Here is a 14,725-nt window from a genome sequence, read left to right as displayed (position 1 = left end):
ACATGGCGCTTTATCTACCGATAAAACGCCATGTGATTGTTACGTCAATCAATAATCAGTTTTACTACCTTCATAGGTGGCGCACATTTGCTGCGCCAGCGCCTCGTCGTAAGGGCGTAAACCACTCATTACTAAGGTTTTGATACCTGTGCCGACTAAAGTATCGCCACTGTGTAATTCAAAGTGCAGTGTCACATCGCCACGTTTACCATCGATTTTTAAATCTTGGTCAACGAGTGATAAGGTCACTTGCACAAAATCGAGGGTGGTTAAATCAAACGACATGCTTTCGTAAATCACTAAAGGTCGGTCTGGGTTGATCATCACTTGATGTTGTTTCATCAAAGGGATCAGGATATCGATAAAATTATGCCCAGAGAAAGCAACATATTGACGAATAAAGGATTCTGTCTGCGCATCGCAACAACTTACATCGCCTTGACGGCTCACATTAAGATAGGTTTTTTCGCGGCCATCGCGAATTGAAAAACTCTCGCTCACTTGTTCCGGAAATTGCAGTTCGACACTCGCGCCCACCATACCCGCAAAGCTAAATTTCATGCTCTGACTCAGGCCATATTGAGTCAATACTATGGCAAACAGTAAATCTCCCGGCACGCAAAAGCGTTTTGCGCCCACATTGTGTATGGGATTAAAGTCCTGCGCAATTTTCTTCGCGAAGTCGCTGGCTTGTTGTGCTGAAACGGAAATGGCTTGATTTTGCTCGGAAAAATAAGGCGCTAGAAACATATAAACTCTATTTGTAATAACTCAATACAGGGATGGATAACAAAATTATCACGAGTCTACCTTAAATTAGGTATTTAACTCACCCGATGACTTGATCCCACGGAAGATGTACAAAGTAACACCATGCCCACATTTGTAAAGCCAAACAAATTACAAGGGTATTAACTTAGGTTAACAGGCTAGCGCCTTCCATTGGACAAGGAACAAATAGTTAGACTTGTTTAAATTCACGCTTCAATTGAAAACTATCGTCAGTGACCAGCTGTTCTAGCACTTCGACACGCTGACGCAGTGTAGCTAACTCGGCCCGCAAGGCTTGATTTTCGGCCTCTTGCTCACGGCTCGACACTCCTTGCTTGTCGCGGATTTTCATAATCGCCACCACATATCCGCCAACAATGGCGAGTATCGGGATAAGTAAAGCGAGGGCTCCGGTATTCATAGTCATTTCCTTTATCTATTGGCGTTATCGTTATCAGGCTAAAAACTCAGGCTTATTTCGACTCTAGACATTAATCAAAGTCAGAGTATGGGAATAAGTATGCGCAAAATAACCCTAATCCACCAGTGACAAAAGTCATGAGGTTTGGCTAAGGTGCATCATTCCTTATCGAAGCTATCCACAACAATGGCGCCCATAGAGGCTGGCATAGTGATGACGATGATCCGTTTTATCGAGGTCAGCGGATCTTCAAAAAAAGGCACTTTATCGAGGCACAGCAGGACGAGGAAAACCACCAGCGCGGTGAGCAAATACGCCACCACGATGCGGAAAATAAACACAGGGACTCGGGCACTAATATTTTGCTGGAACACACTGTGGTAAGTAAAAACGCCCAGAAATAACAGCGATAAACTAAAGAGCATGGCGAGATTGAGCACAGGCAAGGTTTCGCCGAGATGCCAGGCTTCCTCTGAAAACGCCACGGGCACCGCCAGCGCAAATGCCCCCACGCAAACTTGGCTCGCATCTTCGGTATTAAAACTAAAGGTCATGCTCATCGCTCCTTAATATTCCAATCCATTTGATTAGCCGAAAATGACGTGCGACTAAGACGCGCTACATAAGGGCTTAATCCTGCAGTATTAAGTGCGATACAGCACTTTAACCACATGCCAGCCAAATTTAGTTTTAACTATGTGCGGCACTAATAACTCGCCCGAAAATGCGACTTTATCAAACTGTGGCACCATTTGGCCTTTTTTAAACTCGCCTAAATCACCGCCTTTTTTGGCCGAAGGGCAAGAGGAAAAACGCTTGGCGAGTACCGCAAAATTAGCGCCATTATTCAGCTGCTTAACAATATCTTCAGCCTGCTCTTTGTGTTTCACTAAAATATGCACGGCGGCAGCGGTTTTAAACATGTTATTTCTCACTTTGGGTTAACGACCTAGGCTAAGGGAAGATGGCGTCACGCCTGTACTCTCGATAACGCCATTTCCATTCGCATAGGTTCTACTACTTAAGATTTTATATTCAACGTACAAGTACGTGATTGGCCGATTATCAAGCCTATTGGCCGAGTATTTTCTGCCACCATTGCAAAGGCTCGCCGCAATTATTCACAGGACGATAAGTCGCGGTTAATGCCGGAAGCGCATCAACATTGCTGCAATCAGACTCCTTCGCCACGCCGGTATCTCGGTCAAAAAAGCCCTTCACGACGCCATTCACTTGGATAGAACGCAAACTAATAGGTGGACGTTCCTTTAAGAAGGCAAGGTACACGGCCATGGCGCCACTGCTGCCATACAAGCTGGTTTTGCCGTTATCATCACGCCCCACCCAAATAGCAGCGACGTTACGCTCATCAAAGCCCGCAAACCAAGAGTCGCGGCTGTCGTTACTTGTGCCTGTTTTACCCGCCAGCCCAACGCCGGGGAAGGCATTGCCTAAGCGCGTCGCGGTGCCCGTATTGACCACTTGCTGCATAGCGTACTGGATCAAAAAGTCAGTATCGGGTGAGATGGCTTGCTCTTTAGGTAATCGCGTCACGGGCAATGGATTTTTATCAGCATCCAATACAGCCGTCACTGTGGTTAATTTACGGTAAACCCCGCTATCGGCTAAGGTTTGGTACACCTGCGCCACCATTAATGGCGAGCCATTGACGGCGCCAAGTAACATAGAAGGATACTCGTTTAACGGCTCCTGCCAGCCCGACTTAGCCAAAGTTGTCGCGACGGCATCCACGCCCACCGCAATCCCAAGATTTACTGTCGGGACGTTCATCGACTTTTTCAGCGCCGTTAACAAAGGCACTTGGCCGCTGAACTTCTTATCGAAGTTTTGCGGTGACCATGTCTTACCTTGCTCACTCTTTAAGGTAATAGGCTGATCTTTAAGGGGAGTCGCTAAGGTAAATTGGCTATTGGGTGCCAGTGCAGTGGCGTACACAAAGGGCTTAATTAACGAGCCAATCGGGCGACGAATTTCAACCGCGCGGTTAAAACCATCAAATCCAGGGGTTTTATCGCCGACCATTGCCGCGATACCGCCCGTGTATTTGTCGGTAACCACCATGCCTACCTGCAATGACTTGTTGCTCTTATCTAAGCTTTTAAGGGTTTGTGTCACCGCAATTTCGGCGGCTTCTTGAGCCATAGGATCGAGCGTGGTATAGATTTTTACCCCAGATTGCTTCAGTAACGCATCGCCATAACGCTCGTTCACTTCCTGTTTTACCAGGGCGAAGAAAGAAGGTAATTTCTGGTGTGCTGGCTTATTAAGATTACGGATCGCCAGAGGTGACTCTACCGCCGCCTTGTACTCGGCCGTGGTTAAATCGCCTGCATCCATGAGTAAACGCAGTACCAGATCGCGACGCTCTTGAATGCGCTCCGGATATCGCCATGGATTGTAGTAAGACGGTCCCTTAATCGCAGCCACTAAAAATGCCTGCTGGGCGATAGTCAACTCACTGATAGGACGGCCGAAATAGAAACGCGAGGCCAAACCCATACCATGAACGGCGCGGGATTTATCCTGTCCCATATACACTTCGTTAAGATAGGCTTCGAGGATTTCGTCCTTGCTGTAACGAAAATCGATAATCACTGCCATCAAGGCTTCGCGCACCTTACGCAGCAAAGAACGCTCACTGGATAGGAAAAAGTTTTTCGCTAACTGCTGGGTTAACGTCGAGCCACCTTGCACTGTGCGACCGGCGCTAATGTTCACAAACGCGGCGCGCGCAATCGCGAAGGGATTCACCCCATGATGTTCGTAAAAGCTACGGTCTTCCACCAGCAATAACGCCTGCACAATCGACTTAGGCATTTCTTCAGTCGGCACAAACAGCCTGTCTTCACCGTCGCCAGTAATAATGCGATCGAGCAACACAGGCTCAAGATGGAATACGGCAAGCTGGCGTTTGTCCGACACTCGGGAGACTGAACTGACGCCATTGCTGTCGAAGCTGATCATGACTCTTTGTTCGACTTGATCGCCTTCTGGATGTAAAAATGGTCGACGCCACAATTCGATACGGGTGCTCGATGCCGAAAACTCTCCCACTTGGCGTGGATTCGCGACTTTGCGATAGCCGAGCAACTTAAGCTCAGCCATCATTTGCGGATGACTGACCGCCGCGCCGGGATACAGCGCCATAGAGCGGCTAAACACCTGCGCGGGCAAGTGCCATTTTTGGCCTTCAAATTTTTGCGCAATAATTTGATCGAGATAAATGCTGTAGAACGTCACTACAGCTAGTCCGGCTAAGGCTAATTTCCAAGTGATTGACCACATTCGTCGAAATAAACCGCGGCCATTGTTGGCCCTACGGGAAGCGGGTGTTTTTTTTGTCGTCTTAGTCGTCATATCTACTTCATCATTCATGCATTTAAAGACATCAGCCACAGGCACAACAGTGAGCGAGGTGCGAATCAAGGCGTGTTTTCACGCGATTAAAAAACCAGTGTCACTGCTATGGCTGAGCTAAACCCAAGGTTTTCTTCTTGGTAAATTTTGTCGGTAGTGTATTCACAGGATCGTCCGGCCACAGATGCTTTGGATATCGGCCGCGCATTTCCTTTTTCACTTCCACATAAGGCCCCTGCCAGAAACTGGCTAAATCCGCCGTCAAAGCCAATGGACGCTGGGCGGGAGAAAGTAATTCCATCGTCACCTTTAGCTTGCCCTGCGCCAGCATAGGGCTTTGTGCCATGCCAAAGGTTTCTTGCAGACGCACCCGCAGCAGCGCACGCCCAGACTCATCATATACGATTGGCGCAGAGGTACCGGTGACTAACGGCCAAGAGGTTGGCAATAACTCGCCCAGTCGCTGTTTCTGCTGCCAGCTCAAACAGTTTGCCACAAAACCAAAGCAATCGAGCTTAACTAATTGCGGCAGATTATTCACATTTTCGAGGTAAGGCGCCAGCCAAGTTTCTAGGTTCGCTAATAACGCCCCATCATCGACCTTAGGCCAGTCGCTGCCCGCGTCGAACTCTGTCGCAAGTTTAAGCCTGTATTGAAACTGCTCTAAGTTATTGTTCCAATTTAGAATTTGCAATCCTTTCTGGCGAATACAACCCAGTAAGGCCGCGACAATTTGCTTGCGCTCAGGCTTAGCAATCGTCTCGGTTTTCACTAAAATTTGTCCGACCTTGTATTGGCGCTCGGCAATGACTCGGCCTTTGCCTTCATCCCAGCCACAGATCTCGTGGATTTCCAGCAAGTCTTTTAGCTCGCTATCGAACAAGCTCGGCTGAAACGGACTCGCCAAGTAAATCCGTCCGGCGTTTCGGCCTTCAGTTTCTTGGAAATCCGCCACCACCATCCAAGGCGTTTGCGACAAGGCATCTTCGGCCATCAGCACCACGCCAGTACCATTGGCTAATTGATAGCCCTCAACGCCGCGCGCTTTAGCGATACGGTCCGGATACGCCAGCGCCAGCAATAATCCCACATCACTGTGGTGAGCATGGGTCGCGACCTTCGCTAAGTCGGCAGTTAATCCGAGCTTTTTCTGCCACTGTTTCGCCTGCTGTCCCGCTTGCCCCTGACAGGCAAAGTGCAGGTAATTCATGATATCGGCGCCCTTTTTAGGCAAACCGCGCGCCTCTACAATCCCCGAAAGTAAACAGGCCAAACTGCCCAATTGCCCAGTTTGCTCATTAACATTGTTTGCGCCTAAACTTTTCGTACTTAAGCTTTTCGCGCCCAATAGCATATGGGCCAGCCTGGGGTGACACCCTAGCTCGTAGGCCGCTTTGCCGTGGGAAGTGAGTTTATTGTCACCATCGACCATGCCTAAGCGCTGCAGTAATTGCCACGCCAGCGCCTCATTCACACTTGGTGGCGGCGTTAACAACATCAAGTCGCTGAAGGATTTTGCGCCCCAGTAAGCACAATCGTGGGCCATAGCCACCAGATCCGCTTGGCTGATCTCGGGTTCATCGGCCCTGAGCATACGGCCATGTTCTTCTTGGCTCCACAAACGCACGCATACGCCCGCAGATAAACGTCCGGCGCGGCCACTGCGCTGAGTTGCCGAGGCTTGGCTAATACGTTTCAAACCTAAGCGGGTGACGCCGGTTTTAGGGTTAAAACTGGCCTGACGTTTATAGCCGCTGTCGATGACAAAACCTATACCTTCAATGGTTAAGCTCGATTCCGCCACGTTAGTCGCTAGCACGATTTTGCGCCTGCCATCTGTAGTTGCCGCAATCGCGCTATCTTGGTCAGCACCCGAAAGCTCACCATAAAGGGGGCAAATCAGAAAGGCATCTTGGGCTAAGCGCTCACGCAGAAACTGCTGCAGTCGTGAGATTTCGCCTTTTCCCGGTAAGAAGACGAGCACGGCGTTATTGCTAGCCGTTTTATTAACGTTGGCACTACTGGCCGAGACCAGATCGAGTACGCAGCGGCCAAGATGATCGATCCAATGCTGCTGCGTCGGCACAGGGCGATATTCAACCTCAACGGGAAAACTGCGGCCTTCACTGTGTAAGGTCACTGCCTCTGGCATAAGTTCGCCCAAGGCAAGGCCAGATAAGGTTGCCGACATGGCCAATATTTTTAAATCGTCCCGTAGTGAAGCTTGCACTTCGAGCGCTAAGGCGAGGCCTAAATCGGTAGTGAGGTGGCGTTCATGGATCTCATCGAAGATGATCATTCCAATCCCAGTTAATTCGGGATCTTGCTGGATCATCCGCGTGAGTATGCCTTCGGTGACAATCTCTAAGCGGGTATTGGCGCTGACTTTAGCTTCACCGCGCACACGATAGCCCACTTCTTGCCCCACCTTTTGCTGGCGACAATGGGCAATATAGTGCGCCACACTGCGCGCAGCGACACGCCGCGGTTCGAGCATTAAAATGCGTCCGCTGATTTCTGGCCAATCCAGCATAGCCAAAGGTAACGCGGTAGATTTACCCGCACCTGTCGGTGCCTCGAGGATCACTTGAGCGTGACGAGAAAAAGCCGCACGCAGCGGTGCTAACAAGCTATGAATAGGTAGAGAGTTCAAGAAAAAGACATCAGCGGCCAACACAGGCCGTCAGTGTACTAACAATCGACGGTGAGTACCATTTCACTGCAACATAATCCGGCTCGGTAGATAAGTGTACCAAACACTAGAGTTGTGGATAGGCCGCAAAGGTCTCACGTTTTTCGAGCCAAGGCTGACTGAGTCCAGACTGTAATTCAGCTAACCGTATCGGTTTATTGATGGCGTAACCTTGGGCATAGTCGACGCCAAGGGTTTGCAGTTTTCGGCCAATATCTTGGGATTCGACAAATTCGGCAACCACATCGAAGCCCATATCTTGGCCGAGTTGGCAAATCGATTTAACGATCGCCTGATCCGCACTGTCTTCGCAGATGTTCACCACAAACTGACCATCCACCTTCACAAAGTCCACATTAAGGCGCTTAAGGTAGGCGAAGCTAGAAAAGCCAGCCCCAAAGTCATCGAGGGCTAACTTACAATTAAGCGGGCGCAGTATATCGAGTAACTTTGTCGCTTGATCGAGCTGACTCACGGCCGCGGTTTCAGTGATCTCGATGCAAAGCTTGTCCACCAGCTCAGGTTCGGCCATCAAACGCATTTCTAGCCAGTTCATAAACTCAAAGTCACCCAAAGAAGTCGCCGACAAATTCACCGACACGAGATCCAATTGCTGCCAGATATCTAAATGGCAACCGCCCCACTTTAGCAAGTTATCGATCACCCACAAGTCGACCTTAGAAGCTAAGTTATATCGCTCGGCGGCGGGCAAGAAAATGGCTGGAGACACAATAGTGCCGTTGGCCTGCACCATACGCAGTAAGATCTCTAAATGCAGACCTGACTCCTCGCGGTTTAATGGCACTATGCTTTGAAAATAAAGCTCAAATTGGTTTAACGCCAGTGCGCCGACTATGTCCACCGACGCCATCATCTCAGTATAGAGACGGTTCATTTTAGGATCGCTCGCACTGTATAAATGCCAGCCATTACGGCCTTGATCCTTCGCCAAGCGACAAGCAGCATCGGCCTGACTCATGACGGTATAAATGTCGGCGGCTTTTTTATCGAGTTTAGCAATCCCCATGCTGACACTGACATTGTGGCTGCGACCTTCCCAAATAAATTCATGGTTCGCCAATTGGGTACAGATACGTTTTGCGATTTGTTTCGCCGAGTCCACATTGCAATAATGCATCAAGATACCAAACTCATCGCCACCTAAACGGGCGACGATATCGCCCTTACGCACGAGCTGTTTTAAGCGTAATGCCACTTGGCAAAGCAGCTTATCGCCCGCCTGATGGCCACTGATATTGTTGATGACTTGGAATTGGTCTAAATCGAGAAACGCCACACAAATAGGCATATCGTCGTGGGCGTGCAGCAGGTTTTCTAATAGGGCTTCGAAATGCAACCGATTAGGCAATCCAGTGAGCGCATCATAATTGGCATGGAACGACAGCTCATCGGCTAGGCGATACTTCTCGCTGACATCTTCGGCAATCATGACTAAGGTATCTTTATCGCCACTGATCTGGCTAAAACTGAGTTTCAACCAAGCCAACTGATGGATAGATTTTAACGGTAACTCACACCAAGCCTGACCAAGCACACCTTCACGTACCACATGCAAGGTATCAGTTAACATGGCATGTTCTTCCTCACGCACCATGTCGAATAAATCATAACCATGTTGGATTGGCAGCGTTTGCAGGGCGACTTTATTGAGCATAGTCAATTGATTATATTTATCTAACAAGGCGCAGGCTAAGGGTAACTGATTGAAGACTTCACAGTATTTATGCTCACTGGCGAGCATGCTCAGAGCGATACGCGTCAGTTCCATCGCCGAGCCAATCATCACAGCGGCGTGGTTGAATTCCTGAATAAACTCTTCGCTCCATTCGCAACACTCGGAGCAATTCACCGCGCCCAGCGCGATACGCGTTTCGCCAAATACCACAGGTGGCAATACCAATAGACTCTTCACGTCCCAGTCCCTTAATAGGGCTCGCTCGGCCTGCGCATCGGCAGGCAAGGTATTCACATCGGGCAGATTTAATAGTCGCGGGGTGCGGACAAGGGAGCGAAAAAATGGCATGCGTGCTAAGGGCCAGACTCGGGTTTGTTGGCCTTTGGCAAATTGGGGTTTTAGATACAAATTACGCGTGCGTAAACGATCCAGAGACTGGCTGCCGGTTAATACAAATACCCCGTCACAATGCAGCTGCAATGTAATGGTTTCAAGTGCTCGGTCAACATTTTGCTCTAAGGTTTCTAGCGGAGACTCACTAAAAATACTCACCAAGGCCTGTTGGAGTGGATTTGCTAAACCTACTAACATGAAAAGTGACTTCCTTACCTAAAAATCCATTTAAGGTATTATCGACGTATATTGAGTATAGGCCCACAGTGAATTAAACGTCTGCTTGAGTCGTAAATTAGCCGATAAATTCAACAATTAGATTAACGCTCAAAGACGCTAAACGTCAAAGTGTTCCCAGAGATAATCCGTGTTGAACGCCACAAAGGACGATAAACCGATGCAACAAAGGCTATTTCTCGGCTTCGCGCCTACCGCTGCACAAATGACAAGGCTGAGTGATTTACAGCAGCAACTGATTTGCCACCTCAATCCGGAGGCGAAAGCGGTTAGCGTCAGTAATATGCATTTAACGCTCTGCTTTTTAGGACAAGTGGACGACGGGCAACGCATCGCCCTCCTTGATGCAATTGACCGCTTAGCTAAGCCTAGATTCAACACTCAGCTTAACCAGCTCGACTTATGGCCCAATGCCCAAGTTTGTTGCTTGAAAGGCGATGACGTTGAGCCGCCGTTAGCGCAATTAGCTAAGCAGACGCAAGCAATCGCAGGCCGCCTGCAATTGCATAGCAGTGAACACCACTTTTGCCCGCACATCAGTTTATTTAGGAAGGCTAAAGAATGGACGCTAAATGAGTCGGCGTTATTGCAACTCAAGGACATGAATACGCTAACGTTAACGCCCGAATGTTTGCATTTATATCATTCAAAAAGCACAAGCACGGGTGTGGAATATCACATCCTACATTCTTGGACGCTCGATTAGCGTGGATCAAAAACAAAAAAGCCCGAGTATTAACTCAGGCTTTATTTTCAACTTATAAATCTATGCATCAATTAACACATGAATAAACCAATAGAGCTTAATTAAAGGGCTCCTATAACCAATGCCTTATTCGAGTAAACGTAAGGTTTCGCGATACGCACGCTTTTGCTCGTAAGTTTGTAAACGCTGCATAAATTCATCTGTCTTAGTCATTTCGGCGCTCATCTTTAACGCTTCAATTGCTTTTTGCTGCGTAGAAATTGCCGCACCAAAATCGCCGACTTCGGCATAAGCCGCAGCCAGATTATCTAAATTTGTCGGGTCGTTTTCATTCACTTTGAGCAACTTTAAGGATAACTCGACCGCTTTATAGCCATCGCGATACTCAGCTTCTGGGCAAGTCGCTAAAATCCACGCCACATTACCTAAGGCAACATCATCACCCACTTGGGAAAATTGCTCGACCGCTTTACCACAATTACGTTGCACACCATCGCCGCCAGAAGCATAAATAAAACCTAAACGGAATTGTGCCCAACGACTGCCCTGCTCACTCAAGGCTCGATACCAATGCTCGGCCACGGATAAGTCTCGCTTGATTAATTGGCCTTCAAAAGACAGGTCGGCTAAGGTTTGCTGGGCTTTTTCATGTTGCTGCTCGGCGGCAAGAGATATCCAGTGCAAACCAGAGGGCACTTCTTGCGCCACAAAACGGCCAGAAAGGTACATTAATCCCAGCAAAAATTGGGCATCGGCGTCGCCTTGCTCTGCCGTCACCTGTATATGCACAAACTTACTGGCTGCGAGCTCGGCAGCAGGCTGCGGGATAGAAAATGCGTGCGCCGCAGAGCTAAGCCCAATCGTTAAGCTTAAACCTGCACCTAAAACCCATAATCTGTATTTCACTTGCTTACCTCTCTTAAAAGCGACTGCCCACAAAGTTAGCCAGAATTAACCCAATAAGTCGAGCCTAAATACGCACAAACCTCAGGATAATGGGGGACGTTGAAGCAAATAAGCGCCGAATTTAAAAAGTGAAACATCTTATACTGTAATTTAGGGGCCTGTTTTATCCATAATCTATAATAAAACGGCTTAATTAGACTGGTAAGATGTGATTAACTCGACAGAGTTAAGTGAATCCAGCGAGTTTCACGCCGATTTAGTTGACTTAAATCACTAAAGTAGCAAAATAAGCTCTAATTTTAGATGGTTAATTGCATTTATTCACTTATTCTAAAGTAAGACTTCCATCAAGTTTTTGTTAGTTTAATTGACGTAAAATGCTTATTTAGAATACTCTTACTTTCGTTTTAATCAATCGAGGAACACCAACATGGCTCTGATTGGTAAGCCAAAACCTGATCCAACTTTGGAATGGTTTTTATCACACTGTCACATTCATAAGTACCCTGCAAAGAGCACTCTTATTCATGCTGGTGAAGATTCAGATACTCTTTATTACATAGTAAAAGGTTCTGTAGCGGTATTGATTAAAGATGAAGAAGGTAAGGAGATGATCCTTTCTTATCTGAATCAAGGTGACTTTATCGGTGAACTAGGTTTGTTTGAAGAGCAAGCCGAACGTACTGCATGGGTTCGTGCTAAGCAAGCTTGTGAAATCGCTGAGATTTCATATAAGAAATTCAGACAGTTAATTCAAGTTAACCCTGAAATTCTGATGAAGCTGTCTGCGCAAATGGCCTATCGCCTTCAAAGCACCAGCCAGAAAGTGGGTAATCTCGCATTCTTAGACGTGGCTGGCCGCATTGCCCAAACGCTGTTACATCTGGCGAAACAGCCTGATGCTATGACGCATCCTGATGGCATGCAGATTAAGATCACTCGTCAAGAGATAGGCCAAATCGTTGGCTGTTCACGGGAAACTGTGGGTCGTATCTTGAAGATGTTAGAAGAACAGAATTTGATCCAAGCTCATGGTAAGACCATCGTGGTATACGGTACCCGTTAAGTTAGTCTTCAGCTTGATTTAAGCCTGCCTTATTAAAGTGGCCTAGAATAAATTCTAGGCCATTTTTTATTGGAGAGCTCAAATGAAACGGCTGTTTTTAATCTGTTTTTTCAGCCTGTTCACGCTGGCGCATCCAATGCAATTGAATGCCGAACCTATTGAATTAGAACACTATCAAGCCAAGGCACTCGTCAACTCTGGGCAAATACTGTCCTTAAACGGTACACTCGCCGTAGTTAATCAGTTTTGCCAAGGTGAACTAATTGATGCTCATCTCTATCAAGAAGATCATAAATGGCGCTATGATTTGCAAATCAAAGTTCAGCGTGGCCAAATCGTCAATCTCAGTATTGATGCAACCAATGGCCAAGCCGATCACTCAATAGCATTACCGAGCGAATGTCGAAAACATGAAACTGTTACTCGTTGAAGATAACCCAATGCTAGTCACCGAGCTGGAGAAACAACTCAAACTCGCTGGCTATGTGACCGATATTACAGACAAAGCGCTTGAAGCCGATTATCTGATCAAAGAAACCCAATACGATTGCGTGATCTTAGATATCGGCTTGCCCGACGGCAACGGCCTCGAACTACTCGAAGGCTGGCGTAATCAAGGGATCAGCACTCCTGTCATCATGCTGACCGCACGCAGCCAATGGCATGAAAAAGTCGAAGGCTTTAATGCTGGCGCCGACGATTACTTAGGCAAGCCTTTCCACGCACAGGAATTACTGGCCCGTATTCAAGCCCTTATCCACCGTGCCCATGGCCGTTTAAATACTTCTAGCAAGCAATTGAGCTATGGCGGCGTGATTTTAGATGAAGCCGAGCAAACGGTAAAAGTGGCAGACCAATTGTTTGAGCTAACGGCGATGGAATTCAGACTGTTAAAAATCTTCCTGATGTCGCCTAAGAAGCTGTTATCTAAGACACAGCTCACCGATAAGCTGTATCAGTTTGACGATGAGAAAGAGAGTAATGTGGTCGAAGTTTATGTGACCCACTTACGTAAAAAATTAGGCAAAACCGCTATTGAAACCCGTCGCGGCCAAGGTTATATTTTCCACGGCATTATTGAATGATCTCGATCCGCACTAAGCTCAGTTTATGGTTAACGGGCTTACTGGTAATAGGCACAGTCATTGGGCTCATATTATTTGAGTCCATGCTGCGTCAGGCCTTCCATGACTCTATTATCAATCGCTTAGAAGAAGATCTCGAACATATTATGTTGGCAACCCATATCCACGATGGGGATATCAGCATAGATCAAAGCCAGCTTTCCAGTTTCTACAAGCCCGCCTATTCAGGCCGTTATTTCCAGCTTAACCTGCCCAATGAAGTCATTCGCTCGCGCTCCCTGTGGGATATGCAGTTAGATATCGAGCCACTCGCGCCAAATAAAACCCGTGTCTGGCAAGCTAAAGGGCCAAAAAATAACGATATGCAGCTGTTATCACTGGGATTAAATTCCAGTAGCGCCAATGTCAGTGCCACCTTAACCGTTGCCCAAGATTTGAGTATCGGCAGACGCGTGTTTAGCGAAGTCTATGGCACTAAGCTTGGGATCAATCTGGCGATGTTGGTTGCTATGATCGCGGGGATCTTCCTGATCCTGCGCCAATCCTTTAAGCCAGTTAAACATATTCAGCACGCGCTTTCGCGGCTAAGAGAAGGCGAAATTAACGCGCTGGAGCTGAATAACATTCCCCCCGAAGTGCAACCATTAGCGAAGACTTACAACGAGTTACTCGAGTACACAGCCAAGCAAATTGAGCGTAGCCGCAATAACTTAGGTAACTTAAGCCATGGGCTTAAAACCCCGCTGGCCGTGATGCAGCAACAGGTCGAAGCCCTTGGTCTTAAAGATCCTGAAACCGCCATTGCCTTGCAGCAACAGCTGGATTCTATCCACAAGATGGTCGAGCGCAAACTGGCGGCGGCAAGGATCACAGGCGATATGCTTCCTGCGGCGCAATTGGTGATCCCAAGGGATTTACACAGCCTAGCCAACACCTTAAACAAGGTTCACCGCAATAAAACCATCGAATGTGATTTCGAACTCGACCCTAATATTCTCAGGCTGCCGATCCACAGGGAAGATGGCATGGAGCTCCTAGGCAATCTGCTGGACAACGCCTTTAAATGGGCCCAGAGCCGAGTCAGCATTCAGTTATCACGCCAACAGGAGCGTCTCTGCCTTTGTATCGATGATGATGGTCCTGGGGTTGCCGATGATGAACTCGATAAGCTCACCCAAAGGGGCACTCGATTAGATGAGTCTGTCATGGGTCACGGCTTAGGCTTGTCGATAGTGAAGGAAATTGCCGAACAATATGAGATTGGGCTTAAGTTTAACCACAGCACTCGCTTAGGTGGACTGAGGATCGAACTGACCTTCAGTTAGTCTCGCTTAACATGCTCAGCGTTAAATGCTCTCTTTAAAATACTCATAA

13 protein-coding genes are annotated in these 14,725 nt (G+C 47.7%); 5 read left to right on the top strand and 8 right to left on the bottom strand.

The features are described from left to right. Window positions 1-48: 48 nt before the first annotated feature. The 7 genes from Q4Q57_RS06025 to Q4Q57_RS05995 all read right to left on the bottom strand — a co-directional run bounded on the left by Q4Q57_RS06025 (window position 49) and on the right by Q4Q57_RS05995 (window position 9,549). Entirely contained in the window at window positions 49-750 is a 702-nt protein-coding gene (locus Q4Q57_RS06025) for a DUF3581 domain-containing protein (RefSeq protein WP_006084189.1), read from the bottom strand. A gap of 211 nt (window positions 751-961) precedes the next feature. After that, window positions 962-1,192, bottom strand: coding sequence for a hypothetical protein (locus tag Q4Q57_RS06020; RefSeq protein WP_006080092.1), 231 nt, complete (start codon window positions 1,190-1,192; stop codon window positions 962-964). A gap of 158 nt (window positions 1,193-1,350) precedes the next feature. After that, the gene (locus Q4Q57_RS06015; RefSeq protein WP_006080091.1) at window positions 1,351-1,746 is read right to left on the bottom strand and encodes a DUF2391 family protein; all 396 of its coding nucleotides are present in this window, start codon (window positions 1,744-1,746) and stop codon (window positions 1,351-1,353) included. Window positions 1,747-1,836: 90 nt separating this feature from the next. Beyond that, a complete protein-coding gene (locus Q4Q57_RS06010; RefSeq protein WP_006084190.1) occupies window positions 1,837-2,115 on the bottom strand; it encodes a peptidylprolyl isomerase in 279 nt (92 codons plus the stop codon). A 148-nt stretch (window positions 2,116-2,263) separates the two neighbouring features. Then, window positions 2,264-4,588, bottom strand: coding sequence for a penicillin-binding protein 1B (gene mrcB, locus Q4Q57_RS06005; protein WP_311890143.1), 2,325 nt, complete (start codon window positions 4,586-4,588; stop codon window positions 2,264-2,266). 88 nt (window positions 4,589-4,676) lie between these two features. Next, the gene (gene hrpB, locus Q4Q57_RS06000) at window positions 4,677-7,247 is read right to left on the bottom strand and encodes an ATP-dependent helicase HrpB (RefSeq protein ID WP_311890142.1); all 2,571 of its coding nucleotides are present in this window, start codon (window positions 7,245-7,247) and stop codon (window positions 4,677-4,679) included. An 82-nt stretch (window positions 7,248-7,329) separates the two neighbouring features. Beyond that, complete coding sequence (locus Q4Q57_RS05995) at window positions 7,330-9,549, bottom strand: EAL domain-containing protein (protein ID WP_311890141.1); 2,220 nt, start codon at window positions 9,547-9,549, stop codon at window positions 7,330-7,332. 199 nt (window positions 9,550-9,748) lie between these two features. On the opposite strand from Q4Q57_RS05995, the gene thpR reads away from it, so the two are divergent. Next, window positions 9,749-10,294 (top strand): RNA 2',3'-cyclic phosphodiesterase, encoded by a 546-nt coding sequence (gene thpR / locus Q4Q57_RS05990; protein WP_311890140.1) that lies wholly within the window; start codon window positions 9,749-9,751, stop codon window positions 10,292-10,294. Window positions 10,295-10,420: 126 nt separating this feature from the next. Here the strand turns inward: thpR and Q4Q57_RS05985 are convergent, their stop codons facing one another. Next, complete coding sequence (locus tag Q4Q57_RS05985) at window positions 10,421-11,200, bottom strand: sel1 repeat family protein (RefSeq protein ID WP_311890139.1); 780 nt, start codon at window positions 11,198-11,200, stop codon at window positions 10,421-10,423. A 430-nt stretch (window positions 11,201-11,630) separates the two neighbouring features. Here Q4Q57_RS05985 and crp point away from each other — a divergent pair, with 430 nt between their 5' ends. From crp to Q4Q57_RS05965, 4 genes are all read left to right on the top strand, one after another. Then, window positions 11,631-12,266 carry a cAMP-activated global transcriptional regulator CRP gene (gene crp, locus Q4Q57_RS05980; RefSeq protein ID WP_006080082.1) on the top strand — a complete coding sequence of 212 codons (636 nt, stop codon included), beginning with the start codon at window positions 11,631-11,633 and terminating at the stop codon, window positions 12,264-12,266. 82 nt (window positions 12,267-12,348) lie between these two features. Then, window positions 12,349-12,696, top strand: a complete 348-nt coding sequence (locus Q4Q57_RS05975; RefSeq protein ID WP_006080081.1) for a PepSY domain-containing protein — start codon at window positions 12,349-12,351, stop codon at window positions 12,694-12,696. Next, a complete protein-coding gene (locus tag Q4Q57_RS05970; RefSeq protein WP_006080080.1) occupies window positions 12,677-13,351 on the top strand; it encodes a response regulator transcription factor in 675 nt (224 codons plus the stop codon). The genes Q4Q57_RS05975 and Q4Q57_RS05970 overlap by 20 nt, the downstream gene beginning before the upstream one ends. After that, on the top strand, window positions 13,348-14,676 hold the full coding sequence (locus Q4Q57_RS05965; RefSeq protein WP_311890138.1) for an ATP-binding protein: 1,329 nt from the start codon (window positions 13,348-13,350) through the stop codon (window positions 14,674-14,676). The genes Q4Q57_RS05970 and Q4Q57_RS05965 overlap by 4 nt, the downstream gene beginning before the upstream one ends. Window positions 14,677-14,725 lie beyond the last annotated feature (49 nt).

This window comes from Shewanella sp. SP2S2-6, from assembly GCF_031931965.1.
GTDB lineage: Bacteria > Pseudomonadota > Gammaproteobacteria > Enterobacterales > Shewanellaceae > Shewanella > Shewanella baltica.
Note: the sequence above shows the minus strand (reverse complement) of the source record. Positions and strands in the feature narration are given on the sequence as shown.

Excerpts from the sequence above, each read along its gene's own strand:
- Q4Q57_RS05975 (WP_006080081.1), top strand. The coding sequence starts at position 12,349 with ATGAAACGGCTGTTTTTAATCTGTTTTTTCAGCCTGTTCACGCTGGCG.
- Q4Q57_RS06020 (WP_006080092.1), bottom strand. The coding sequence starts at position 1,192 with ATGAATACCGGAGCCCTCGCTTTACTTATCCCGATACTCGCCATTGTT.
- crp (WP_006080082.1), top strand. The coding sequence starts at position 11,631 with ATGGCTCTGATTGGTAAGCCAAAACCTGATCCAACTTTGGAATGGTTT.
- thpR (WP_311890140.1), top strand. The coding sequence starts at position 9,749 with ATGCAACAAAGGCTATTTCTCGGCTTCGCGCCTACCGCTGCACAAATG.
- Q4Q57_RS06025 (WP_006084189.1), bottom strand. The coding sequence starts at position 750 with ATGTTTCTAGCGCCTTATTTTTCCGAGCAAAATCAAGCCATTTCCGTT.
- Q4Q57_RS06015 (WP_006080091.1), bottom strand. The coding sequence starts at position 1,746 with ATGACCTTTAGTTTTAATACCGAAGATGCGAGCCAAGTTTGCGTGGGG.
- Q4Q57_RS05995 (WP_311890141.1), bottom strand. The coding sequence starts at position 9,549 with ATGTTAGTAGGTTTAGCAAATCCACTCCAACAGGCCTTGGTGAGTATT.
- Q4Q57_RS05965 (WP_311890138.1), top strand. The coding sequence starts at position 13,348 with ATGATCTCGATCCGCACTAAGCTCAGTTTATGGTTAACGGGCTTACTG.
- mrcB (WP_311890143.1), bottom strand. The coding sequence starts at position 4,588 with ATGAATGATGAAGTAGATATGACGACTAAGACGACAAAAAAAACACCC.
- Q4Q57_RS06010 (WP_006084190.1), bottom strand. The coding sequence starts at position 2,115 with ATGTTTAAAACCGCTGCCGCCGTGCATATTTTAGTGAAACACAAAGAG.
- Q4Q57_RS05970 (WP_006080080.1), top strand. The coding sequence starts at position 12,677 with ATGAAACTGTTACTCGTTGAAGATAACCCAATGCTAGTCACCGAGCTG.